General features: G+C 62.6%; 21 protein-coding genes and 1 tRNA gene. 15 read left to right on the forward strand and 7 right to left on the reverse strand.

Annotated features, from left to right (window positions below; genetic code table 11):
* Positions 1-189 precede the first annotated feature (189 nt).
* From AADW18_RS14065 to AADW18_RS14090, 6 genes are all read left to right on the forward strand, one after another.
* Positions 190-3,204, forward strand: coding sequence for a TonB-dependent receptor (locus AADW18_RS14065; RefSeq protein ID WP_337344023.1), 3,015 nt, complete (start codon positions 190-192; stop codon positions 3,202-3,204).
* A 217-nt stretch (positions 3,205-3,421) separates the two neighbouring features.
* Positions 3,422-4,906 (forward strand): MFS transporter, encoded by a 1,485-nt coding sequence (locus tag AADW18_RS14070; RefSeq protein ID WP_337344024.1) that lies wholly within the window; start codon positions 3,422-3,424, stop codon positions 4,904-4,906.
* 36 nt (positions 4,907-4,942) lie between these two features.
* Complete coding sequence (locus AADW18_RS14075) at positions 4,943-5,974, forward strand: glycoside hydrolase family 43 protein (protein ID WP_337344025.1); 1,032 nt, start codon at positions 4,943-4,945, stop codon at positions 5,972-5,974.
* Entirely contained in the window at positions 5,931-6,803 is an 873-nt protein-coding gene (locus AADW18_RS14080) for an aldose epimerase (RefSeq protein WP_337344026.1), read from the forward strand. Before AADW18_RS14075 ends, AADW18_RS14080 begins: the two co-directional genes overlap by 44 nt.
* A 402-nt stretch (positions 6,804-7,205) precedes the next feature.
* Complete coding sequence (locus AADW18_RS14085; RefSeq protein ID WP_337344027.1) at positions 7,206-8,045, forward strand: alpha/beta hydrolase; 840 nt, start codon at positions 7,206-7,208, stop codon at positions 8,043-8,045.
* A gap of 74 nt (positions 8,046-8,119) precedes the next feature.
* Positions 8,120-8,512, forward strand: a complete 393-nt coding sequence (locus tag AADW18_RS14090; RefSeq protein WP_337344028.1) for a GFA family protein — start codon at positions 8,120-8,122, stop codon at positions 8,510-8,512.
* A 70-nt stretch (positions 8,513-8,582) separates the two neighbouring features.
* On the opposite strand, the gene AADW18_RS14095 is transcribed toward AADW18_RS14090, so the two are convergent.
* Positions 8,583-8,957, reverse strand: a complete 375-nt coding sequence (locus tag AADW18_RS14095; protein ID WP_337344029.1) for a helix-turn-helix domain-containing protein — start codon at positions 8,955-8,957, stop codon at positions 8,583-8,585.
* A 223-nt stretch (positions 8,958-9,180) separates the two neighbouring features.
* On the opposite strand from AADW18_RS14095, the gene AADW18_RS14100 reads away from it, so the two are divergent.
* On the forward strand, positions 9,181-9,945 hold the full coding sequence (locus AADW18_RS14100) for an SDR family oxidoreductase (protein ID WP_337344030.1): 765 nt from the start codon (positions 9,181-9,183) through the stop codon (positions 9,943-9,945).
* A complete protein-coding gene (locus AADW18_RS14105; RefSeq protein ID WP_337344031.1) occupies positions 9,942-10,880 on the forward strand; it encodes an NAD(P)-binding domain-containing protein in 939 nt (312 codons plus the stop codon). The genes AADW18_RS14100 and AADW18_RS14105 overlap by 4 nt, the downstream gene beginning before the upstream one ends.
* Positions 10,881-10,975: 95 nt before the next feature.
* Here AADW18_RS14105 and AADW18_RS14110 read toward each other — a convergent pair.
* Positions 10,976-11,052 (reverse strand) — tRNA-Arg (locus AADW18_RS14110).
* A gap of 199 nt (positions 11,053-11,251) precedes the next feature.
* On the opposite strand from AADW18_RS14110, the gene AADW18_RS14115 reads away from it, so the two are divergent.
* Together AADW18_RS14115 and ubiA are read left to right on the forward strand one after the other, a co-directional pair.
* Positions 11,252-11,878 carry a class I SAM-dependent methyltransferase gene (locus tag AADW18_RS14115; protein WP_337344032.1) on the forward strand — a complete coding sequence of 209 codons (627 nt, stop codon included), beginning with the start codon at positions 11,252-11,254 and terminating at the stop codon, positions 11,876-11,878.
* A gap of 158 nt (positions 11,879-12,036) precedes the next feature.
* Positions 12,037-12,936 (forward strand): 4-hydroxybenzoate octaprenyltransferase, encoded by a 900-nt coding sequence (gene ubiA / locus AADW18_RS14120; RefSeq protein WP_337344033.1) that lies wholly within the window; start codon positions 12,037-12,039, stop codon positions 12,934-12,936.
* Between the two features lie 136 nt (positions 12,937-13,072).
* Here the strand turns inward: ubiA and AADW18_RS14125 are convergent, their stop codons facing one another.
* Both AADW18_RS14125 and AADW18_RS14130 read right to left on the reverse strand, forming a co-directional pair.
* The gene (locus AADW18_RS14125) at positions 13,073-13,594 is read right to left on the reverse strand and encodes a hypothetical protein (protein WP_337344034.1); all 522 of its coding nucleotides are present in this window, start codon (positions 13,592-13,594) and stop codon (positions 13,073-13,075) included.
* 34 nt (positions 13,595-13,628) lie between these two features.
* Positions 13,629-14,285, reverse strand: coding sequence for a ComF family protein (locus AADW18_RS14130; protein ID WP_337344280.1), 657 nt, complete (start codon positions 14,283-14,285; stop codon positions 13,629-13,631).
* A gap of 109 nt (positions 14,286-14,394) precedes the next feature.
* Here AADW18_RS14130 and bioB point away from each other — a divergent pair, with 109 nt between their 5' ends.
* The 4 genes from bioB (at position 14,395) to bioC (ending at position 18,763) form a co-directional block, all read left to right on the forward strand.
* Positions 14,395-15,483 carry a biotin synthase BioB gene (gene bioB, locus AADW18_RS14135; protein WP_337344035.1) on the forward strand — a complete coding sequence of 363 codons (1,089 nt, stop codon included), beginning with the start codon at positions 14,395-14,397 and terminating at the stop codon, positions 15,481-15,483.
* Between the two features lie 189 nt (positions 15,484-15,672).
* The gene (gene bioF / locus AADW18_RS14140; RefSeq protein ID WP_337344036.1) at positions 15,673-16,878 is read left to right on the forward strand and encodes an 8-amino-7-oxononanoate synthase; all 1,206 of its coding nucleotides are present in this window, start codon (positions 15,673-15,675) and stop codon (positions 16,876-16,878) included.
* A gap of 51 nt (positions 16,879-16,929) precedes the next feature.
* Positions 16,930-17,694 (forward strand): pimeloyl-ACP methyl ester esterase BioH, encoded by a 765-nt coding sequence (gene bioH / locus AADW18_RS14145; protein WP_337344037.1) that lies wholly within the window; start codon positions 16,930-16,932, stop codon positions 17,692-17,694.
* 166 nt (positions 17,695-17,860) lie between these two features.
* Positions 17,861-18,763 carry a malonyl-ACP O-methyltransferase BioC gene (gene bioC / locus AADW18_RS14150; protein ID WP_337344038.1) on the forward strand — a complete coding sequence of 301 codons (903 nt, stop codon included), beginning with the start codon at positions 17,861-17,863 and terminating at the stop codon, positions 18,761-18,763.
* 86 nt (positions 18,764-18,849) lie between these two features.
* On the opposite strand, the gene AADW18_RS14155 is transcribed toward bioC, so the two are convergent.
* The 3 genes from AADW18_RS14155 to AADW18_RS14165 all read right to left on the reverse strand — a co-directional run bounded on the left by AADW18_RS14155 (position 18,850) and on the right by AADW18_RS14165 (position 21,079).
* Positions 18,850-19,278 carry a ketosteroid isomerase-related protein gene (locus AADW18_RS14155; RefSeq protein ID WP_337344281.1) on the reverse strand — a complete coding sequence of 143 codons (429 nt, stop codon included), beginning with the start codon at positions 19,276-19,278 and terminating at the stop codon, positions 18,850-18,852.
* A gap of 224 nt (positions 19,279-19,502) precedes the next feature.
* On the reverse strand, positions 19,503-20,123 hold the full coding sequence (locus tag AADW18_RS14160; RefSeq protein ID WP_337344039.1) for a YdcF family protein: 621 nt from the start codon (positions 20,121-20,123) through the stop codon (positions 19,503-19,505).
* Entirely contained in the window at positions 20,120-21,079 is a 960-nt protein-coding gene (locus tag AADW18_RS14165; protein ID WP_337344040.1) for a pyridoxal-phosphate dependent enzyme, read from the reverse strand. The genes AADW18_RS14160 and AADW18_RS14165 overlap by 4 nt, the downstream gene beginning before the upstream one ends.
* A gap of 158 nt (positions 21,080-21,237) precedes the next feature.
* On the opposite strand from AADW18_RS14165, the gene AADW18_RS14170 reads away from it, so the two are divergent.
* Complete coding sequence (locus tag AADW18_RS14170) at positions 21,238-21,831, forward strand: hypothetical protein (RefSeq protein WP_337344041.1); 594 nt, start codon at positions 21,238-21,240, stop codon at positions 21,829-21,831.
* Positions 21,832-22,312 lie beyond the last annotated feature (481 nt).

A 22,312-nucleotide genomic window follows, 5' to 3' on the forward strand; every position in this document is an offset into this window, starting at 1 on the left:
ATTTAGGGGACAAAAACCAGGAATGCTGCTATGCAGCGTGCGGAGCCAAAATGGTAGCGCTACCATCCGGCCGAACCGAAAACGAGGCAGCAACAAGCTCTAGCGCGTCGAGCACAAATCCATCGAAGTCGGCGTGCGTTGCGAGGTGTTCGCGGGCGGCCGGGTCACCAGAAACGAGAGGGGAGTACGGTGCAAATCCATATCGCAAGAACGACATTGTCGCGGGCGTTGAGTGTGGCCCTGCTTGGCATCGCCAGCGGTTCCGCTTTCGCCCAGACACAAGCCGAGCCGCAAGCACAACCAACCGCGCAGGAGCCGGCACCGGCACAACCGCCGGCCGCCGCCAGCGAATCGCCGAATGTCACCCAGCTGGACGCCGTATCCGTCACCGGCTATCGCCGGAGCCTGCAGTTCTCCACTGATGCCAAGCGTGAATCGACAGGTTTCACTGATTCGATCTTCGCCGAGGACATCGGCAAGTTTCCGGACCAGAACATCGCCGAATCCTTGAGCCGCGTTCCTGGTATCCAGCTCTCGCGCGACGTCAACGGCGAAGGCGTCAATGTGGCCATTCGCGGCCTGGGCACCAGCTTCACCAAGACGACGCTCAACGGAAGTTCGATTGCCACCGCATCCATCGGCCTCAACGCTCAGAATCAGAATCGCGAAGTCGATCTGAATCTGTTGCCGACCGAGTTCTTCACCCAGCTGACGGTTCATAAGACGCCGATGGCCGGCCTGTTGGAAGGCGGCGTGTCGGGCGTTGTGGACATGCGCAGCGCACGGCCGTTCGACAACCCGGGCACGCACTTCACATACCAGTTACAGGCCGAATACAACGACATCAGCGAAAAGACCAGCCCGCGCGGCTCGTTCATGGGCAGCTGGACGAATGAGGCCGGCACGTTCGGCGCGCTGGTCGGGCTTTCGTCGGTACGTGGAAAGATCGGTGTGGAAGGCTTCGAAAGCGTCGGCTGGACGAATCCGGGTTTGAACGAAGTCCAGTGCGGCATTACGCCGCCGCCGGCACTGAATGATCCGAACCAAGCCCCGTACAACAACCGTCCTGCATCGTGCAATACCGGTGGCGGCGGCAACTGGTTGATTCCATCCAGGGTGCCAAACAACGCTTCCGCCATTGGCGCTGGCTTGACGCCAAACGATCCCATTACCCGGGACATGTTGCTCGCATTGAATCCCGGATTGACCATCGAACAAATTGGCGAAGCATTGGTTCCACGCCTGGGCCGGCCGGTGCACATGTCCGGCGACCGAGACCGCGACAGCGTGGTGGCTTCGTTCGAATGGAAGCCGAACGAGGACATGAGCTTCTACCTGGACACGATGTATTCGAAGGCGCGTCGCACCAATGAACGCCTCGCCATCAACCTGGTCATGCGCAACTTCGCCGCCAATGGCGCCATTCCGATCGGCATGCAGCTCGACGGCAATGGGGTGGTCACCGAAGCGACGTTCGCCAATGCGCAGTTCTTCCTGGAAGCGAGGCCCTACTTCGAAGACGTGCAGTTCTGGAACATCAATCCAGGCGCGCAGATATTCTTCGGCGACAACGACAACATCAAGCTGGACGTACAGGCCAACCTGGGCCGCAGCTGGATGTTCCGCGAGTCCCCCACCGTCCTGGTCAACACTCCGTTCACCACTATCCAGTATTCCAACCAGGGCGGTGACTTCCCCGCTTGGCAGACGGACCTGAATCTCAACGACCCGAACCTCGGATGGACCTGGGCAGGCGGGCGCGTCAACATCCAGAACGAAAAACGAGTCACCGAAACCCAGGGCGCACGCGCCGACCTGCAGTTCGGCGAAGACAAGAACAACATCACCGTGGGCTTCGCCTACGATGAGGCCGAACGCCGCATCCAGGGTTTCGACAATAGCGCGGCTTGGGAAGATGTCGCCTGCCGTGGACTGAATCCCGACGGCAGCGTGCCCAACCCGCGGCTGCCCTGTGCCGGTGGCCCGCTGGCAGCCATACCGGATGCCAGCCTGGCGTCCTATCTGAAACCCGGTCCGTACGGCTTCGTCACCGTGGATTTCGAACGCTTCAAGCGCGACACGAACTATTACGAGCTGCGTGACAACGCACCCGAGTCCGGCTCTGCCAACACGGCGGCATCCACGGGCGGCATCCATGAGAAGAACATGGGCTTCTATGTCGAACTCAATGGTGAAGCGGACATCCTGGACCGCCCGTTGCGCTTCAACGCCGGCGTACGTTATGTCACCACCGATCAAGAGACGCGTGGTCCAGTGCAAACAGCAACATCGCGCAACTACGTCACGCTGAAGTCGGACTATAAGGAAGTATTGCCGTCCTTCAGCGCCGCGTGGGACGTGGCCGAAGACGTGGTGTTGCGTATGTCGGGCTCGCGCACAATGACCCGCCCGAATCCCAGCTCGATGCTGCCGAACATCAACTTCAGCGATCCGGTGGCGCAGCAGGCCACGCGAGGCAATCCCGATCTCACGCCGTACCTGTCCACCAACTTCGATATCGGTGGCGAGTGGTATACCGGCGACGAAGGCTTTATCGGCCTGACCCTGTTCGATAAACGCATCGACGGCTTCACCGTGCTGGGCACACAAACCATTCCGTTCCGCGAGCTGGGCATTGCGTTCGAGGATCTGACCGACGGACAGCGCGGCGCGATCAACGCGCGCGGTGGCCCTGATGTGGCTACGGTGACCGAACAGCGGCAGGTCAATGCCGACGGGACGCTCAACATCCGTGGCTGGGAAGCCATCTGGGTGCAACCGCTCGACAAGTGGGTGAATGGCCTGGGCTTCATGGCCAACTACACCAAGATCAAGCAGTCGGCCGAAGGCGATGCGCCGGCGGTAGCGGTTGGCGTGGCACCGGATCTGTGGAATGCCACCGCCTACTGGGAAAACGACGTCGCTTCGGTTCGGCTGTCCTATACCTGGACCGACGACATGATCGCCTCCCAGACCAACGAGAACGGCATCCCGTACGCGCGCCGCACGATCGATGCACGCGGCCAGCTCGACCTTTCCGCCAGCTACACCTTCACTTCACTACCCACGGAACCGCAGATCACGCTTAACGTCACCAACATCACCGGTGAACCGATGCGCCAGGCGTTCCATTGGGACAACGCTACATACGAGTACTACGACCCGGGTACCACGGTGATGTTGGGGGTCCGGGGCAAGTTTTGAGCACAGCGGCATCTTGTGTCTCCCTCCTCGGTCCACTCCGGCGCTTCGGCGTCGGGTGGACCGTCTTTTTCGGTGCGTGCTCATCAGTGACGCGCGGTGGCCAGATGCCGGGGCCGACCAATGAACTGGGATCATGGAGGGCTGGTGGTACTTAGTTTTCGCGATTTAGCTCAAAATACTTTTCCGATATCCCGCCCGCCCTACGAAACCGACCTACATGCATAGCACCGCGGAAAAGCTTTCCATCACGGAAAAGGTCGGCTACAGCCTGGGCGACCTGGCGGCCAATCTGATCTTCCAGACGCTGGTGACGTTCCTGGCGTTCTTCTACACCGATGTGTATCGGATTCCGGCCGGAACCGCGGCGACGGTCATCTTCATCGTCGGTTTGCTCGGCGCTTTCGTTTTCACCCCGGTGGTCGGTGTCCTCGCCGATCGCAGCCGCTCGCGCTGGGGCAAGTTCCGGCCGTGGATACTGTGGACCTCCATTCCATTCGGTGTGCTCGCGCTGATGGCCTTCAGCACACCGGATCTGGGTGAGCGCGGCAAGGTCATCTATGCGGCGAGTACCTACACACTGCTGGTGCTGGTGTACGCCGCCAACAACCTGCCTTATTCCGCTCTGAGCGGCGTGCTGACCGGCAGCATGGAACAGCGCAACAGCCTGTCGGCTTACCGTTTCGTGGCGGTGATGATCGCGCAGTTCATCATCCAGGCACTGCTGCTGCCGCTGGTGCTGATCCTGGGCGGCGGCGACAAGGTGAAGGGTTTCGAGAATGCGATGACGCTGTTCGCGGTCATCGGCACCGTGTTTTTCCTGATCACTTTCTTCACCACGCGCGAGCGCATTGTTCCCACCGCTGAGCAATCGGCCGGCGTCATGCAGGACCTGGCCGACCTGGCGCGCAATCGTCCGTGGCGGATCGTGCTGGCAATCACCATCCTGGTATTCGTCACCCTGGCGCTCAAGGGCGGCATGTACGTCTACTACTTTCAGTACTACCTCGACGAGGCGGAGCTGGCGAAGTTCCTGCAGAGCGTTGGTTTCAATAGCTTCATCGCAGGATTGAATGCGATGCTGACGGGCGCGGGGCTGACCGAATTCCAATGGCCCGACGATCCGGCCACCTCGGCCTTCAGCCTGTTCAATGCTGGCGGCATCATCTGCATGATCATCGGCATTGGCTTCTCCAAGCCATTGGCCGACCGCTTCGGCAAGCGTGATGTGTTCGGTGGCGCGCTGTTCGTTTCCACCTTGTTCTTGCTGGGGTTCTACGTTTACGCGCCCGATGCCATCTGGCTGGTGTTCGTCTCGCAGATCCTGCATGGGTTCTTCTACGGCATCACCATTCCGCTACTCTGGGCGATGATCGCCGACGTGGCCGATTATTCGGAGTGGAAGAACAACCGCCGCGCCACCGCGATCATCTTCTCGGCGATGTTGTGCGGCTTGAAGATCGGCCTGAGCGTCGGTAGCGCGCTGGTGGCGGGCATCCTGGCGTACTACAGCTACGACGCCGGCGCGCCAACGCAGTCGCCCGAAGTGGTGAGCGGAATCCGCCTGGCCGTCAGTGTGTATTGCTCGACTCCTTTCCTGTTGGCGGTCGCCTTGCTGTTCCTGTACGAGATCAACAAGCCCATGGAGACGCGCATCGAGCGCGAACTGGGCGAACGCAGGCTGCAGGCTGGCGCCGCGTCCTGATTCCTTTAATCAATGCTTGAACCGGATAGAACCCCCATGACCGCTGAATCGGCCACCGTTGAATCGGAAACCGTCGACCTGGAAGCGCTGGCCGCCAAGGCCATTTCGCAACCGCTGGTGACGCACATCTACACCGCCGATCCGTCGGCGCACGTGTTCGACGGACGCATCTACGTCTATCCCTCGCACGACATCGATGCTGGCATCCCGTTCAACGACAACGGCGATCACTTCGGCATGGAGGACTACCACGTGCTGCGCATGGACTCGCCCGATGGCGAAGCCGTGGATTGCGGCGTGGCATTGCATGTCAAGGATGTGCCGTGGGCGAAAAGACAGCTGTGGGCGCCGGACGCGGCCTGCAAGGACGGCCGCTACTACCTGTACTTTCCCGCCAAGCGCGCCGACGGCATCTTCCAGATTGGCGTGGCGATTGGCGATCATCCGGCGGGTCCGTTCGTGGCCGAACCGGAAGCCATCCGGGGCAGCTATTCGATCGATCCGGCGGTATTCGCCGACGACGACGGCGAGTACTACCTGTACTTCGGCGGCATCTGGGGCGGGCAGCTGCAGAAGTATCGCGACAACCGTTTCGACGCCAACCATAAGGAGCCAGCTGACCACGAACCCGCATTAGGACCGCGCATGGGCAAGCTGCGGCCGGACATGAAAGAGTTCGCCGAAGAACCGCGGGAAATTGTCGTGCTGGACGAGAACGGCCAGCCGTTGAAAGCAGGCGACCACGCACGGCGCTACTTCGAAGGCCCTTGGATACACAAGCACCTCGGCAAGTACTACTTCTCTTACTCCACCGGCGACACGCATCTGCTGTGCTACGCCGTGGGCGACAACCCCTACGGCCCCTTCACCTACCAGGGCGAGATTCTCAAGCCGGTGGTGGGGTGGACCACGCACCATTCGATCTGCGAATTCGAAGGCAAGTGGTATCTCTTCTATCACGACTCCTTGCTATCCGGCGGCGTGACCCACCTGCGCTCGGTCAAGTGCACCGAGCTGCACCACGATGAGCACGGCAGAATCCAGACTATCGATCCATATGGCGCGTGAGGTTTCGGCCGACGCGCCGCAGGCGGATGCCACGGCGCCCATGGCGCCGGGACCGCTGACCACCCTTTCGAACGAACACCTCAAGGTCGACATCGCGGCGCAAGCCGGCGGCCGCATCGCGCAGATCACCTACCGCGGCGTCGAGCAACTGATCGGCCCTGGCGACGGCACGCCGGCCATGATCGCGTGGGGCAGCTATCCCATGGTGCCCTGGGCAGGCCGCGTGCGCCGCGGCCGCTTTGGTTTCAGCGGTGGCGACTACCAGCTTCCCTTGAATCTGGGAACACATGCGATCCACGGCGTGGCATTCGGCACGCCTTGGCGTATCGATGCACACACGAAGCACCGCGCCGAACTCTCGCTATCGCTGCCGCAAGATGCACGCTGGCCATTCGGTGGCATAGCAAGGCAAGCCATCGAGGTGAACCAGCAGCGCGTGGAGATGAAGCTGTCTCTTCAGGCGGAAGCAGATGCCATGCCTGCTGTCATCGGCTGGCATCCCTGGTTCCGCAAACCGGACCGCATCGAGTTCACTCCCAGCGCCTACTACCCACGCGACCACGAAGGTATCTCGACCCTCCCGCTCGCGCCGCCACCGCCAGCACCGTGGGACGACTGCTTCATCAACGAAACCGAAGTCATCACGCACCGCGCCGGCCAGAAGCTGCGCCTGACCTCCAACTGCAACCACTGGGTCGTGTACGACGAAACCCAACACGCCACTTGCATAGAACCCCAGACCGGCCCACCGGATGCGTTCAATCTTGAGCCCAAGGTGCTGCTGCCTGGGGAGACGCTGGAGGCTTGGTTCTTGTTGGAGTGGATTTGAACAACTTATTCTTGCTCGTCATTCCGCGAAGGCGGACGCGCTTTTCAACGGCGGATGCCGGTCAATCCAGCGCCATTGTTCTTAAAGGCGTTCAAGTCACTGGATGACCCACCATACGGCGGTTTAAAAGCGCGTCCGCCTTCGCAGGGATGACGACAACTGTCCAGGCGAACTGTTGGCAGCGCGGGAAATCTACAGCGGCGTAAGCTGCCGATCGATACAGACAATGGTGGGTTTCCCAGTGTCGTATCGGAGGTGGATCTTCTTCAGTGGTTCCAGAAACTGCGGAATGAGGACACCGAAGCGTGAAGATAACGCGCCGGATTTTTTCGCTCATCACCACCTCTTTGAAACCTGCGTCAAAGTACAGTCCGGGCTGTGCGAAAGACCTGAGGCAGACTGATGGCCGTAACAGACTGGGCTCTTCCCGAGCGCTTCACGTTTCACGACAACGAGATTGCCTGGGGAGCAATGGGCGATGGTCCGCCGGCCGTGTTGCTTCACGGCACGCCATTTTCATCATCGGAATGGCGGAGGATCGCGCCGTTGCTGGCTCAACGACGGCGCGTCTATTGTTTTGACATGCTCGGCTATGGGCGGTCCGACAAACCCGACGGCGATGTGTCTCGCGGCATTCAAAATGAGCTTTTTGCCGCGCTCTATGATTTCTGGGACCTGCGCGAGCCCGATATCGTCGCGCATGATTTCGGTGGCTCCACGGCTTTGCGCGGCCACATTCTCAACGGACTCGATTATCGGTCGTTGGTGCTGATCGATCCTGTCGCCATCAGCCCGCAAGGATCGCCGCTTGTTCAGGCGGCCAAACAACACGAGAGTGTTTTCGCCAGTCTTCCTGCCTACATCCACCAAGCGATCCTGCGCGCCTATATTGGCGGCGCCGTGATTAACCCGTTACGCGAGGACGAGATGGCGCTCTACCTTGCGCCGTGGCTGGGCGCTGATGGCCAGAAAGCCTTCTGGCGTCAGGTTGCTCAGATGGATGACAAATACTCGCAAGAAGTCGAGTGGCGCTATAACGAGATTCGTTGCCCGGTAGCCATTCTTTGGGGAGAGAACGACGAGTGGATCCCACTGAAAGACGGCCGTGAGCTCGCGCGCCGTATTCCGAACGCCGCCTTCCATGCGATACCCAATGCGAAACACCTCGTGCAGGAGGACGCACCAGAGGCCATCGTATCGACGGTGCTGGGCTTCTGGCAGGATTTGAATGAGCGCGGCTAGCGTCCTCCGGGGGCGGGCGAGATCGTCAATGCTGTTCGCTGAAACTTTTCCGTTTGATCTACAGGAGACGCAGCATGGAACGATTCACCGGCGGTTGCCTGTGCGGTGATGTTCGAATCGTGGCGTCGGGGCTCCCGTACCGGGTCGGCATCTGCCACTGTCTCGACTGTCGCAAGCATCACGGGGCGCTGTTTCACGCTTCCGCGATATTCCCGCAGGATGCGGTGACGATCGAGGGCGAAACACGCGACTACGCTGGGCGGCATTTCTGTCCTCGCTGTGGCTCTTCCGTTTTCGGAATCAGCGTGGACGAAGTCGAAATAAACCTGGGGACGCTGGATGCGCCTGATCAACTGAGGCCAACGTACGAACTCTGGACCCTTCGTCGCGAGTCCTGGTTGCCGCCGTTTCCGCTCGCGAGGCGATACGAGCGTGATCGTGAGGCTCCCGGTCGCTTCGAGGAGTAGGTCGTAGGGATCGATCGCGAGAATCCGCTTCGCTTCATGCGTGAAGCGGAAACTCCATCCACATCCAGAGCTAGCCTAGCGGCGCTTCTTCCACCGCTCCGACCATCGCCTTTTCTTTCCGCTCCTGGTGCTTCTTGCCCCATTCGCCCAACGGGGCGAGCGCCAAGTCGAGCTCGGCGCCTTCAGGTGTGACCGAATATTCCACGCGCGGTGGCACCTGGTGAAACACCTCGCGATGGATGATGCCGTCGGCCTCCATCTCGCGTAGGTGCTGGATCAACATCTTCTCGCTGATCTCCGGCTGCAGTCTTTTCAGTTCGCCGAAGCGGCAGGGTTGCGCCTGATGGATCTGCCAGAGCAAAAGCGCCTTCCATTTGCCGCCGATCACCGCGAGTGCGGGGCCCAATCCGCAGCTGTCCGGCAGTTCTTTTTGTTTCTTGGCCACGGAACGCTCCAATTCTGAGGATTTGGTGGGTACCTTACTTTTTTGTCTGTACTTGCGCAATCGAAAGTGCCTGCCTAAGGTGCGGCCCAGGACGCCGGAGCAAGTGAGCCGAAGGACAGTGAAGCTTCCAATGGCACCGTTCTTCGCACAGAAAAAAGCGATCGCTTTCGGCGACTTCAAACAGACAGACCACGGCGCACCGCGCCGGCGCACAGGAAAAATCATGAGCAGATATCAAGGCAAGAAGGCGGTCGTCATCGGCGGCACGCATGGAATGGGATTGGCGGTAGCGCAAGCGCTCGTCGAAGGTGGCGCCGAAGTCCTGATCACCGGGCGCAATGAAAAGAACATCGCGGGTGCCCGTCAGACGCTTGGCGGCAGCGTCCACGCGGTCCGCTCGGATATCGCCAGCACGGGCGATATCGCCGCGCTCAATGCGGAAGTGGAGCAGAAGCTCGGCAAGATCGATTTTCTGCACGTGAACGCTGGCGTGTCGGAGCTGGAGCCGTTCGACCAAGTCACTGAAGCGTCCTACGACCGCCAGTTCAACATCAACACCCGGGGCGCTTTTTTCACCACCCAGCGTCTTGTTCCGCTGATCAAGGAAGGTGGCGCGATCGTCTTCACCTCGTCGATCGCGGAGGATTCCGGCATCGCCGGCATGGCGGTGTATTCCGCCAGCAAGGCGGCGCTGCGCGCCTTCGGCAGGGTGCTGGCATCGGAACTTCTTCCGCTAAAAATCCGCGTCAACGTGGTGAGCCCCGGCTTCATCGACACGCCGACCATGGGCGTGGCCGGCGCCTCGGCGGAAGAGCGAGCCGCCTTCATGAAGGTCGGTGACGAGGTGACGCCGATGAAGCGCCACGGCACGCCGGAAGAAGTGGCGCGCGCCGTGCTGTTCCTAGGCTTCGATGCCACCTTCACCACCGGCGAGCGGATCAAGGTCGACGGCGGCCTGGGCCAGGACCTGTCGCCGGCCATGGGATGAGCAGGAACACCACACACACAGTTGGCCGCGCAACATCACCATCGAATCAAAAAAGAAAGGAAAGCAAAATGTCCGACGTATCCGTCATTGGTCTTGGCGCCATGGGCTCGGCCCTGGCCGAGGCACTGTTGAAAAGTGGTCTTGGCGTCACCGTGTGGAACCGCTCGCCGGCCAAGGCCGAGGCTCTGGTAGCCAAAGGCGCGGTCGCCGCCGCGAGCGTCAAGGAGGCCGTTGAGGCCAGCAAGCTGGTGATCGCCTGTCTGGTGGTCTACGACACCGTGTATGAGGCGTTCGAGCCGGCAAAGGATGCACTTGCCGGCCGCGTGCTGGTCAACCTGACCAACGGCACGCCGGCGCAGGCGCGTGAGATGGCGCAATGGGCCACCACCCAGAACGCCGAATACCTCGACGGCGGCATCATGGCGGTTCCGCCGATGATCGGCCAAGCCGAGGCGCTGATCCTCTACAGCGGCGCGCAGTCGGCGTTCGAGGCGCACGAGAAAACGCTCAACGCGCTAGGGGCGGCTCAATATCTCGGCGGCGACGCTGGGCTGGCACCGTTGCACGACATCGCTCTGCTCACCGCCATGTACGGTTTGTTTTCAGGCGTCACGCATGCCTTCGCACTGACCGGATCGGAAAAGGTGCGGGCGGAGAAATTCTTGCCGATGCTGACCAACTGGCTCGGCGCGGTCATGACATGGCTGCCCGACATGGCACGGCGCATCGACAGCGGCGACTACCGCAAAGATGTCGTCTCCAACCTTGAGATGCAGGCGGCGGCTTTCGACAATTTCATCACGGCTAGCGAAGGCCAGGGCGTCAGCCCCGAACTGATCGCGCCGATGTTCCAGCTCCTGAAAAAAGCTGTCGCATCTGGCTATGGCGATGCCGACCAGGCGAGCCTGGTGGAGATGATCAGGATCCGTGCGTAGCTGTGGCCGGCTGCGAATTCTGAACCGTTCGTCGCGAGGCATGACTGCTGTCGTTTCCGACCAAGGTCAAAAAGCGGTCGCTAAAAAGCGAAAGATGGCGCGCCCGGAGGGATTCGAACCCCCGACCAATGGCTTCGGAAGCCACTACTCTATCCGGCTGAGCTACGGGCGCACGGGAGGCGCATTCTAGCGGGAATTGCGTCGCTTGGCTCGTTTACTGTTCCGCTGGTAGTGTCTCAGATCAAATTTCTGCTGTAGTTGGGAAGCGAATCGCCCGTGCTGTTACCGGCCGAACCAGTGAACGGCGCAACGGACTGCTGGGCCGCTCGCTCATCGGGCGGTTCTCGTGTCTTCGAAGGAGGAGCGCCAGGATGAGCACCGACCGGGATACCGTGCGTTCGTATGATGCGATCGCGGCGGAATACGCTGCCGAGGCCGCGGCAATGCCCGAATGGGTCGCGACAGAGATCGATGCGTTCGTGACCGAGCTGGGTCGCTCTGGCAGGGTGCTGGAGATCGGAAGCGGCGGCGGGCGAGATGCACTTGAGCTTGAGAAGCGGGGGATTAGCGTCCGGCGCACCGATATTGCCCAGGGTTTCGTCGAATTGCTTCGCGACAGTGGTTTCGAGGCCGACCTGTTGGACCCGCTGACCGATGACCTGGATGACCCGCAGCGTCCCGGCACGCGGTACGACGGGATATGGGCCTGTGCCTGTCTTATTCACGTCGCGCGCGAGGATCTCGGCACGGTGCTTGGACGGCTTGCCGAGGCAACCCGGACCGGTGGGCGACTGCACGCCTCAGTCAGAGAGGGCGATGGCGAGGATGTATCCACACACGGCGGCGGTGCCGCGTCTCGGCGCTACGTCGAGACGTACTGGCGCGAGCCTGCCCTGCGGTCCGCACTCACGGAGGCCGGCTGGGTCGTCAGCGAGATACGTCGGTGCGTGGGAAGGCCCGGTGATCGGTGGCTGAGCGTTCGGGCTGGCCGGGCATGACGCGCGACAGAGCCGTAAGTGGCGGCAAGCGGAAGACGATCGAACTTCCGGTTCTGTTCGAGCGCCGAAACTGAGGCACTACAGTTTCTCGATTTTCCGAATCGGTTTCCGGACCTACGAACGTGCACGCGCCAGTGACGGCCTGCTAGGCTTTCTGGATGAGCTACGAACGTTACGAAACGCCGCAGGTGCCGCGCTGGCGGGAGCGGTTGGGTCTTTATTGGAAGCTGGTGCGCGGCGACCGGCCGATTGGCGTGCTGTTGCTGCTATGGCCGACCTGGTGGGCGTTGTGGCTGGCCTCGAGCGGTGTGCCGCCGATGTGGACGCTGTTCGTGTTCACCGCGGGCGTGTGGCTGACCCGCTCGGCTGGCTGCGTGATCAACGACTACGCCGACCGCTGGCTTGATCCGCAGGTCGAGCGCACCAAGGGACGGCCATTGGCGACCGGCGCGGTGTCTGGCCGCGAAGCGCTGCTGGTGTTCGCCGTGCTGATGATCGCGGCGTTCGCGCTGGTGCTGACGCTGAACAGGCTGACGGTTTACCTGAGCGTCGTTGGCTTGTTTCTGGCTGCCAGTTATCCCTACCTGAAGCGCTACACCTATCTGCCGCAGGTCTACCTGGGCCTGGCGTTTGGTTGGGGCATACCGATGGCTTTCGCCGCGGTGCAGGGCGAAGTTCCGCCGGTGGCGTGGGTGCTGTATTGCGCCAACATTCTATGGGCCACGGCTTACGACACCTGGTACGCCATGGTGGACCGCGAAGACGACATTCGCGCTGGCTCCAAATCCACCGCGATCCTGTTCGGCGATATGGATTTACCCATCCAGGGAGTGCTGTACGCGCTGGTGTTCCTGGCGTTGTATCTGGTCGGTCGCCAGGCGGGACTAGGCATGTATTACTGGGCGGGAATCGGAATAGCGGCGCTGCTGGCTGCCTATGAATTCGTCATCGCGCGCGATCGCGGGCGAGAGGCATGCTTCCGCGCGTTCCTGCACAACAATTGGATCGGCGCGGCGGTGTTTGCGGGGATCGCGCTGGAGTTCTCGCTGGGGACCTAAGCGTTTCCACGCGAGGTGCCAGATTCGTCGCCCCGGCGCAGGTCGTGACCTGGCGCCGGGATGACGAATCCAACATCTCTCCCGGGCTCTGCGAAGGTGCGCAGGGATATTCCGCCGCCCAAGCCCCGCAACTGACCTACGGCCGCTTCAACGCCTTGGGTTCCTTGATGCCGGTCAGCTGGCCGTAGAGGCGGTCGCGTTCGGCGCGCCCGACGCTTGTCAGTTGCATCGATTCGGAAAATGCACCGGCGATATGTGCCTCGAAGATGATCTGGCCGTCCTTGACCCAGGTGCCGATCTTGCCGACGTGTTGCGCGGTGATGGTCTGGATCCGTTCCTGCGCATCGGGGCGAAACGCGAACTGGAGCGCGGGGGAGCCGGAAATTGGATCGTACGCCCGGGTGATGCCGGCGATGTCGGCAGAAGTCATCAGCGGACGACGTTGCAGGTACAGCGTCGTTTGCGGCGGTGTGCGCATGAATTCCTCGCAGCCCAGGCAGGGCTCGGCGGACGCGATGCGGAATTCCAGTCCCGGCTTTGGCGGCACCGGCGGCTCGATCAGGGTTTGCGGTGCGCAACTGGCCAGCAAGACGATGCTTGCCAATCCAGCAATGCGCAAACCGGCGGCCCATCCGCGAAAAAGATTTGAATCGGGCATGGATTTTCCTGTAGCAGGGAGGTCAGGTGGCGGATCACTGCACCCGTGCGCACACCCACGCATCGACGCGGGACACGCCCGCCTTGCGCAGTGTCTTGGCTGCCGTGTGCAGGGTAGCGCCGGTGGTCATGACATCGTCGATCAACACGACGTGGCCGGGCAGGGCAGTGGGATCGGGTACGGCGAAGGCGTTCTTCAGATTGCGCTGGCGGGCGGTCGCGTCCAGCTCCGATTGCGGCGCGGTGTCGCGGGTCCGACTCAAAGCGTCGGTCAGCAGCGGAATGTCCAACGCCCGCGCCAACCCTTTCGACAACTCCACCGCCTGGTCATAGCCGCGCCGGCGTAGTCGCGCGGCGTGCAGCGGAACAGGCACCAGCGCCTCCGGGCGATCAGCATTCGCGAGGCCCTCGGCCATCAGCTCCGCCAGCAACCGGCCGGCGGCCAGATCGTGGTGGAACTTGAAGCGTGGCACCAGCCGGTCCAGCGGAAAGCCGTAGACGAAGGCCGCGCGGGTCGCAGCCAGCGGAGGAGGCGATTGCAGGCAGGCACCGCAGGTGCCTGGATGCGGCAATGGAATCGCGCATTGGATGCATGCGGTGGCGTTCCAAGGCAGCGAATCGCGACAGTTGGCGCACAGATCGCGGCCGTTAGCGCCGCGTTCGCCACACAAGAGACATCGCGGCACCAGCATGGCGAGGCTGGCGGCGCGCAGCCACTTGTCAACTTTAAAAGCTTCCATGCGGTTGACAGTCTTGCTTCCGGTTTCCAGACTTGCCCGACTTTACCTTCGCGAGGCCGCGATGTCCGCCCCAGCCGCACTTCTTCCACCCGGTCCGTCGCCGGCGTTGCGCCACGACTGGCAGCGCGCCGAACTGCTGGCGCTGTTCGATCTGCCCTTCACCGAGCTGCTGCACCGCGCCGCCAGCGTCCACCGCCAGCATTTCGATCCGGCCGAAGTGCAAGTCTCCACGTTGCTGTCGGTGAAGACCGGCGGCTGCCCCGAGGACTGCGCCTATTGTCCGCAGGCGCAGCGCTACGACACCGGCGTGCAGGCGCAAAAGCTGATGGACACCGAGCAGGTGCTGGAGAAAGCGAAGCAGGCCAAGGCGGCCGGCGCCTCCCGCTTCTGCATGGGCGCGGCATGGCGCTCGCCCAAGGACCGCGACATTCCCAAGGTCGCCGAGATGATCCGCGAAGTGAAAGCGCTAGGGCTGGAAACCTGCGCCACGCTGGGGATGTTGAACGCCGATCACGCGCACGCGCTGAAGAGCGCCGGGCTGGATTACTACAACCACAACCTGGACACCGCGCCGGATTTCTACGGCGAGATCATCCACACCCGCGAGTACCAGGATCGCCTGGACACGCTGGAAAACGTTCGCGACGCCGGCATGAAGACCTGTTGCGGCGGCATCGTCGGCATGGGCGAATCGCGCGAGCAGCGCGCGGGCCTGCTGCAGGCGTTGGCCAACTTGCCGGCGCATCCGGATTCGGTACCGATCAACCGCCTGGTCCAGGTGGCCGGTACGCCGTTGCACGGCACGACGGAGCTGGATCCGTTCGAGTTCGTCCGCACGATCGCGGTGGCCCGTATCACCATGCCCCAATCGATGGTTCGGCTGTCCGCTGGCCGCGAAAGCATGAGCGACGAACTGCAGGCGCTGTGTTTCGCCGCCGGTGCCAATTCCATTTTCTATGGCGAGAAGCTGCTGACCACCGGCAACCCGGATACGGAACGCGATCAGGCGCTGTTCGCGCGCCTGGGCCTGCGGCCGATGCCGTTGCAGGCTCAAAATGTGCACGCCGATCACAGAACCGATGTGCCCGGCAGCGGTACGGTGCATGCGGACATCACCGAACCTACCCCGCAATGCGGGCGGGCGGCGTAAGGACCGGTCCACGATCCGACGGGTCGTGAACAGGTTCGAAGTCGGGTTGTGCACAGGGGGAAAGACTGGAAGACGTAGCCGCCGCCGTGCCCTCACGGAGGGCGGGTCGCTGTCGTCGGTCCGGTCGCCTGTCGCACTGCCGTCACCGTGCGCGCCGACCCTTCCCACTTCGCTAGATGCTTATTCATCATGACCCGTCCCGATCTGCTTGAACGTGTCCAGGCCCAGCGCCAGCAGCGCATCGCCCAAGGTCGCCAGCGCGTGCGTCGCGTGGTCACTCGCCGCGATGGCGTGCGGGTGGAAGTGGCGGGCCGCTGGTTGATCGAATTCGCGAGCAACGACTATCTCGGCCTGGCCCAGCAATTCGAAGTAGTCAGTGCTTTGCAGGACAGCGCGGCGCGCGAAGGCGTCGGTTCTGGCGGCTCCCATCTGATCACCGGCCATCATGCGGTGCATGAGGGGCTGGAGCGTGATGTCGCTGAGTGGCTGGGCTATCCGCGCGGCCTGTTGTTCGGCAGCGGCTACATGGCCAATCTCGCTGTACAGCAGGCGCTGTTGGAAGACGGCGACGTCTGCGTGCAGGACCGGCTCAATCACGCCAGCCTGCTGGATGCCACGCGCTTGGCGGGCTGCAAGCTGCGCCGCTATCCGCATCTGGATCCGGAAGGCGCGTTGCGCCAGCTCAAGCAAGCGTCCGAAGGCGCGGCGATGCTGGCGACCGACGGCGTCTTCAGCATGGATGGCGACGTGGCGCCGCTGCGGGCGTTGAGCCTGGTGGCGCGCATGCAGCAAGCCCTGTTCTATGTGGATGACGCGCACGGCGTCGGTTTGCGTGGACCGGAGGGGCGCGGCAGCGTGGCCGAAGCACGCATGGGCGTGAGCGATGTTCCGCTGCAACTGGTCACACTGGGCAAGGCATTAGGCGGCTACGGCGCGGTGGTACTTGGCGACGAAGCGCTGATCCAGCATCTGGCCGAAACGGCGCGTCCCTACATCTTCACTACTGCGTTGCCCGCCGCACAGGCCGCGGCCACGCGCGTGGCGGTCAAGCAGGCGCGTCGCGATCATTGGCGCCGGGAGAAGCTGCAAGGTCTGATCGATCGCTTCCGTACCGCCGCCCAACGCAAGGGCCTGCAACTGATGGCCTCGGAATCGCCTATCCAGCCGGTGCTATGCGGTAGCGACAGTACGGCGATGGCGTTGTCCACCGCGTTGGAAAGCGCCGGTTATCTGATACCCGCGATTCGGCCGCCGACCGTGCCGGACGGCAAGGCGCGCCTGCGGGTGACGCTCTCGGCGTTGCACTCCCCGCAGGATGTCGACGCCTTGGTCGAAGCAATGGCGCGTTCCTGGGACGCGGTGCAGCGGGTTCACGGCGCGACGGCGGTGGCGTAACGCTCGGCATCGTCGACGCCGGCATCGCCGGTTATCGGCGACAATATCGGTATGCATATCGAAGTCCTAGGCAGCGGCGCGCCGCTCGTATTGATCCATGGCTGGGCACTGCATGGCGGTGTATTCGCACCGCTCGTGGAGCGGTTGTCCGACACTTTTCAGTTGCATCTGGTCGACCTGCCTGGTCATGGCCACAGCCGTGAGAGCACAACGCCACTGACTTTGGGTGACTGCGCGCAGGAAATCCTGGCGCAGACGCCACCCGCGGTGTGGCTGGGATGGTCGCTGGGCGGCCTGGTCGCCTTGCATGCCGCCGCGCGTTCGCCCCGCGTGCGCGGACTGGTGATGATCGCTGCCACACCGCGCTTTGTCCGTGGCGCGGACTGGCCGCATGCGGTGGAGCCTTCGGTCTTCCTGCAGTTCGGCAACGAATTGCAGCAGGACTATCGCGGCACATTGGAGCGCTTCCTGGCGCTGGATACGATCGGTTCGGAGCACGCACGCGCTGAACTCAGGACCTTGAAAGAAACCCTGTACGCGCGCGGAGAGCCATCATCGACGGCGTTGCAGCAAGGATTGAAGCTGCTGGAAGACAGCGATCTGCGCGCCGATCTGCCGGCATTGTCGGTGCCGAACCTGTGGATCTCCGGCCGCCGCGATCGCCTGGTGCCGCCGAACGGCATGCGCGATGCCGCCGCGCGGGCGCCGAACAGTCGCTACGTCGATATTGCCGGCGGTGGGCATGCGCCGTTCCTGGGCCAGGCGGATGAAGTGGCGTTGGAAATCCGCGGGTTTATGGAAGGTAGCGATGAGTGATTTGTGGGAGCGACGTAAGTCGCGACTGCGCCCCAGTAGCCACCCAGCACGCGCGATGAAGAACGCGCCGCAGCGCGCCCGGGTGGCGAACAGGCGGGCTTCAATCACTCTTTAGACTCACGGTCGCGACTTACGTCGCTCCCACAATGAAAATCTAGACTTGCCAATGGATCAAACCTTCGACCACCGCCACATCCGGCGTGCGTTTTCCCGCTCGGCCGGCAGCTACGATGCCGCGGCTGCGTTGCAGCATGAAGTGGAAAAGCGATTGCTGGAGTCTCTGGAATATTGGGAGATCCGGCAGAACAAAGGCGAACGCCAATCGCCGAAGGTGGTACTGGATGTAGGTAGCGGCCCCGCCCATGCCGCCGCCGCCATGCACAAACGCTGGCCGAGTGCACAGGTGGTGGCATTGGATTTGGCGCTGCCGATGCTGCGCCAGGCCAAGAAGCAAGCGGGTTGGTGGAAACCGTTCGCGCGCGTCTGTGCAGACGCGCGCGCGCTGCCCTTGGCCGATGGCAGTGCCGATGTACTTTTCACCAATCTGTGTCTGCAATGGGTGGAAGACCTGCCCGCGGTGTTTGCCGGATTTCGCCGCGTGCTCAAGCCAGGCGGGTTGTTGCTGTGCTCCACGTTCGGGCCGGAGACGCTGCACGAACTTCGTGATGCGTTCTCGCAGGCGGACGCCGTCCCTCACGTCAGCCCGTTCGCTTCCATTGCGCAATTCGGCGATGCATTGATGATGGCGGGGTTCCGCGATCCGGTGCTGGATCGTGATCGCTTCACGCTGACCTACAACGACTTGCCGGCACTGATGCGTGAACTGCGTGCGATGGGCGCAACCAATGCGCTACGCACGCGTCGGCACACCCTGACCGGACGCCATCGCTTCGCCGCCGCATCCGCCGCCTACGAAAGCTCGCGTCTGCCAGACGGCAAACTACCCAGCACCTGGGAAGTGATCTACGCGCATTCGTGGGCGCCGCCAGCAGGCGCACCGATCCGCGGACAGGGTGAGGAAATTGCCGCCGTGCCGGTGTCGTCGATTCCGATTCGTAGGCGCGAGTAAATCGGTATGTTCCTTGTGGGAGCGACATAAGTCGCGACGTTGATGTTCCCGGTCGCGACTCACGTCGCTCCTACAAGGAAACACCACTACACACTCACCTGCGCAATCCAATCCTGCAGGTTGTAGTAGTTGGTGACGCGGGCGATGCGGTCGTCGCGGATGTCGAAAAAAGCCCCGCCCGGCAGCACATAGCGTTGCCCTTTGGCGGCCGGTAGGCCCTCGTCGGTACGCAGGTATTCGCCGTGCACCACGTATTCGGCGGCGGCGCGTTGGCCGTCCAGCGTGGCAAGCACCACGACGTCGCGCAACTGTTCGCGGTAGCTGCCGTTCATCCGCGCCAGGAAGGCGGCGAAGGCTTCTTTTCCCGTTTCGCGCGCGCCCTGATTCAGGTCGTGGACGACATCGTCGGCGAGCAGCGCCAACATGCCGTTCCAATCGCCGCGATTGAAAGCGGCGTAGTAGGTCAGCACCAACTCGGTGGCGCGATCCTGCTTCCGGTTGCCGTCGATCTTCATGGTCATTAGGGCCTGTTAACGCTATTGGAAGCAACCCGAGGGGCCGCAACCCAGTGCGCACGGGGCGGCGTCATCATTCGGGCATGTATCGGCATACATTTCCTCATTCTTCCTTGCCCCGCACGCACTGGATTGCGGCGTGACCTATCCCAATAGCGTTAACAGGCCCTAGCGAGAGATGGAGATGACGCGACATCATACGCCGCGCCTGTGGCAGTGAGCGGTCAATAAACCTTCGACAGACGATCGCGATGGAAGAAGTAAACCTCCGCCAGCAGGAAGCGCCAGCGCGTGGCGAAACTGCGGAAGCGCGTGGTTGGCGTGGGCGACCCCACAGCCCGGATGCCCAGTTCGCCGCTCAAACGAAGCGCGCGTGCCATATGCAACGGATCACTGACGATAATGGCGCTATGCAGATTGTGGTTCTGCATCAGCGTCGACGCCTGGCGCAGGTTCTCATGCGTATTCCGCGATATCGATTCGATCAGGATCGCTTTCTCCGGAACGCCCTGGCGCAGTGCATAACGTCGTGCGACCTGCGATTCGGAGAAGCGCGCGCCGGCACCGCCGTAGCCGCCGGTAAAGATCAGCTTGGGGGCCAATCCGCGGTGGAACAGATCGATGCCATGGCGAATACGTTCTTCGAAGACCGGCGAGGGTTTGGCGTCGTAGGCCGCCGCTCCCAGCACGATGATCGCGTCGGCCGGCCCGGCATCGTCACGTTGTCCCGTCCAGATAATGTAGGCGGCAACGCCGATCAGCCATATCACTACCAGCAACAACAGCCGGCCGATCCAGCCCAGCAGGCCGCGTTTTCGTTTGCGCTGGCCAGTACGTGGACTCATGCCAGGCTCCAAGGCAATGCATCGATATCCACGTTGCCCCCGGAGAGGACGATGCCCACGCGCTTACCGGCGAAGCGCTGGCGTTGCTGCAGCAACGCGGCGAAGGCGATCGCCGATGAAGGTTCAACCAGCAGTTTCAAGCACTGCCACAACAGCCGCATGGCCTTGAGCGTGTCTTCATCGCTGACGGTGAAGACTTCCACGCCGTAGTGCCGCAGCAGCTGGAAATTCGCTTCGCCCAGCGTGCCACGCAAACCGTCGCAAAAAGTCTCCGGAACGAAATCGATCAAGTGCTTGCCTGCTGCCAGGGAGCGCGCTGTGTCGGCGGCGCCTTCCGGCTCGCCGGCATAGACGCGGCAGTCCTGGGCCATGGCCGCGACCACGATCGCCGTGCCCGATACCAGTCCGCCGCCGCCGACCGGCGTCACTACGGCTTCGATGCCAGCTTCGGCGTTCAGCAGCTCCAACGCGGCGGTGCCCTGGCCGGCGATCACTTGCCTGTCGGTATAAGGGTGCACCAGGGTGGCGCCGGTATCGCGTTGAACCTGGGCGCAAGTGGCTTCGCGCGCGGCAATGGTCGGAGCGCAGGCGTGCAGGGTGGCGCCATAGCGGGCAATCGATTCCCGCTTCGCCGCTATGGCGCCCTCCGGCACCACCACATGGCAAGGGATGCCGCGTGTTTGCGCGGCCAGCGCCAATGCGGCCCCATGGTTGCCGGAAGAGTGGGTGACGACGCCTTTGGCCGCCTCTGCCGCCTCCAGCGACCAGACCGCATTGCAGGCGCCCCGGAATTTGAAAGCCCCGGCGCGCTGCAGCGGCTCAGCCTTGAACAACAACGAACAGCCAGCGAGTTCATCCAGCGTGCGGGAACGTAAAACGGGAGTGACATGGGCGTATGGGGCGATGCGGGCGGCGGCGGCGAGTACGTCGTCGAAGGTAGGCAGCGGGGTCGGCATGGCGAAAGATTAACGCATCCTCCGCTCGTGGCGGCTCGGCCTGGGTTGTGCCGCCAACCTGCGCGCAGCTGAGCGCGAATTTCGTCTACTGGCAGGGTTAAGCACGGATTCAATGCTCGAGCCCGATGCTGCGCCATAGCCCTACGGGGGGACCCGCCATGAACAAACGTCTAGTCATCGCCGCGCTTTTTGCTGCCGCCACACTGAGCGGTTGCGTCACTTACGACCACGTCGGCCGCGGCGCCGGGCCGGGCGGCTATTACCATGGTCGCCCCACCACGGAGTACTACGGTCCTTACGGCTATGGCGGCTACCCATATTCGGGTGGAGTAAGCATCTACGGCGGTTACGGTAGCGGCGGTTATTACGGCGGCTATCCGTACTACGGTCATTACGGCCCCAGCTATCCGTACTACCGGCCGCATTACTACCCGCGTCCTCCGTACCACGGCCACAATCCCCGTCCGCCCAAGCCACCACCGACCTCTCGTCCCGGCAATCGTCCGCCGCCTTGGCGCGACCCGACCAACGGCGCGTATCGGGAAACCGGGCAGGTCCAGATTCCGCCTCGGTCGCAGCCTCAGTACCAGCGGCCGGCCCCGAGTTCCTCCCAGATCCGTGGCGACAACAACCCGCCACGGATCACACCCCGGCCGGAGCCGCGCAATGAGAGCAGCCGCCCGCGGTCGATGGAACGCCCTTCCCAGCCGGCGGTACGAAGCGCCCCAAGGGTAAGGACACAGGAACCGTAATACAGGATCCAGCATGTCCCGCCATGTCCTGCTATTGCGTTGCGCGGGACATCGTCGCAAGCTAGCGAACCGAATTGACCGGTTGCGTCGCTTTCTGACGTAACAGGCAATATAAAGGTTCCATGTCGACGTCCGGTGGGGAAATCTGGATCCCCCCTGTTCCGGCCCTGCCGGACGTCGGCGCCAAATAAAAAGCCCGGCATGCCGGGCTTTTCTTGTTCTGGGTTATCCTGACGCGCATAAAAAAGGGGCCGGCAGTCCCCCGACTACCGGCCCCGGCATCCCCGACGTGCGCAATGGCTGGCCCCTGTTCCAATTCCAGCCTGGCGCCCCTGGTGTCGCTTGCCACGTTGGGTGCACGGAAGATTACGCAGGAAGTGTGCCAACCTTGCCCACTCGATTAGCGGCTTGGCAGCTGCCGTGAACGACCATCGCCCTCTGAATCTCTGAACGACTACCGCGCGTCAGGCCGGTTCTCACT

Origin of the sequence: Pseudoxanthomonas sp. CCNWLY206-1, from assembly GCF_039710385.1 — a bacterium.
Taxonomy (GTDB): Bacteria; Pseudomonadota; Gammaproteobacteria; order Xanthomonadales; family Xanthomonadaceae; genus Pseudoxanthomonas_A.

Bases quoted from the DNA above. Each gene is read 5' to 3' on its own strand.
- bioF (WP_337344036.1), top strand. From the start codon at position 15,673: ATGACCCGTCCCGATCTGCTTGAACGTGTCCAGGCCCAGCGCCAGCAG.
- AADW18_RS14085 (WP_337344027.1), top strand. From the start codon at position 7,206: ATGGCCGTAACAGACTGGGCTCTTCCCGAGCGCTTCACGTTTCACGAC.
- bioH (WP_337344037.1), top strand. From the start codon at position 16,930: ATGCATATCGAAGTCCTAGGCAGCGGCGCGCCGCTCGTATTGATCCAT.
- bioB (WP_337344035.1), top strand. From the start codon at position 14,395: ATGTCCGCCCCAGCCGCACTTCTTCCACCCGGTCCGTCGCCGGCGTTG.
- AADW18_RS14070 (WP_337344024.1), top strand. From the start codon at position 3,422: ATGCATAGCACCGCGGAAAAGCTTTCCATCACGGAAAAGGTCGGCTAC.
- AADW18_RS14075 (WP_337344025.1), top strand. From the start codon at position 4,943: ATGACCGCTGAATCGGCCACCGTTGAATCGGAAACCGTCGACCTGGAA.
- AADW18_RS14105 (WP_337344031.1), top strand. From the start codon at position 9,942: ATGAGCAGGAACACCACACACACAGTTGGCCGCGCAACATCACCATCG.
- AADW18_RS14115 (WP_337344032.1), top strand. From the start codon at position 11,252: ATGAGCACCGACCGGGATACCGTGCGTTCGTATGATGCGATCGCGGCG.
- AADW18_RS14165 (WP_337344040.1), bottom strand. From the start codon at position 21,079: ATGCCGACCCCGCTGCCTACCTTCGACGACGTACTCGCCGCCGCCGCC.
- AADW18_RS14100 (WP_337344030.1), top strand. From the start codon at position 9,181: ATGAGCAGATATCAAGGCAAGAAGGCGGTCGTCATCGGCGGCACGCAT.
- AADW18_RS14125 (WP_337344034.1), bottom strand. From the start codon at position 13,594: ATGCCCGATTCAAATCTTTTTCGCGGATGGGCCGCCGGTTTGCGCATT.
- AADW18_RS14160 (WP_337344039.1), bottom strand. From the start codon at position 20,123: ATGAGTCCACGTACTGGCCAGCGCAAACGAAAACGCGGCCTGCTGGGC.
- bioC (WP_337344038.1), top strand. From the start codon at position 17,861: ATGGATCAAACCTTCGACCACCGCCACATCCGGCGTGCGTTTTCCCGC.
- ubiA (WP_337344033.1), top strand. From the start codon at position 12,037: ATGAGCTACGAACGTTACGAAACGCCGCAGGTGCCGCGCTGGCGGGAG.
- AADW18_RS14155 (WP_337344281.1), bottom strand. From the start codon at position 19,278: ATGAAGATCGACGGCAACCGGAAGCAGGATCGCGCCACCGAGTTGGTG.
- AADW18_RS14090 (WP_337344028.1), top strand. From the start codon at position 8,120: ATGGAACGATTCACCGGCGGTTGCCTGTGCGGTGATGTTCGAATCGTG.
- AADW18_RS14080 (WP_337344026.1), top strand. From the start codon at position 5,931: ATGAGCACGGCAGAATCCAGACTATCGATCCATATGGCGCGTGAGGTT.
- AADW18_RS14130 (WP_337344280.1), bottom strand. From the start codon at position 14,285: ATGCTGGTGCCGCGATGTCTCTTGTGTGGCGAACGCGGCGCTAACGGC.
- AADW18_RS14170 (WP_337344041.1), top strand. From the start codon at position 21,238: ATGAACAAACGTCTAGTCATCGCCGCGCTTTTTGCTGCCGCCACACTG.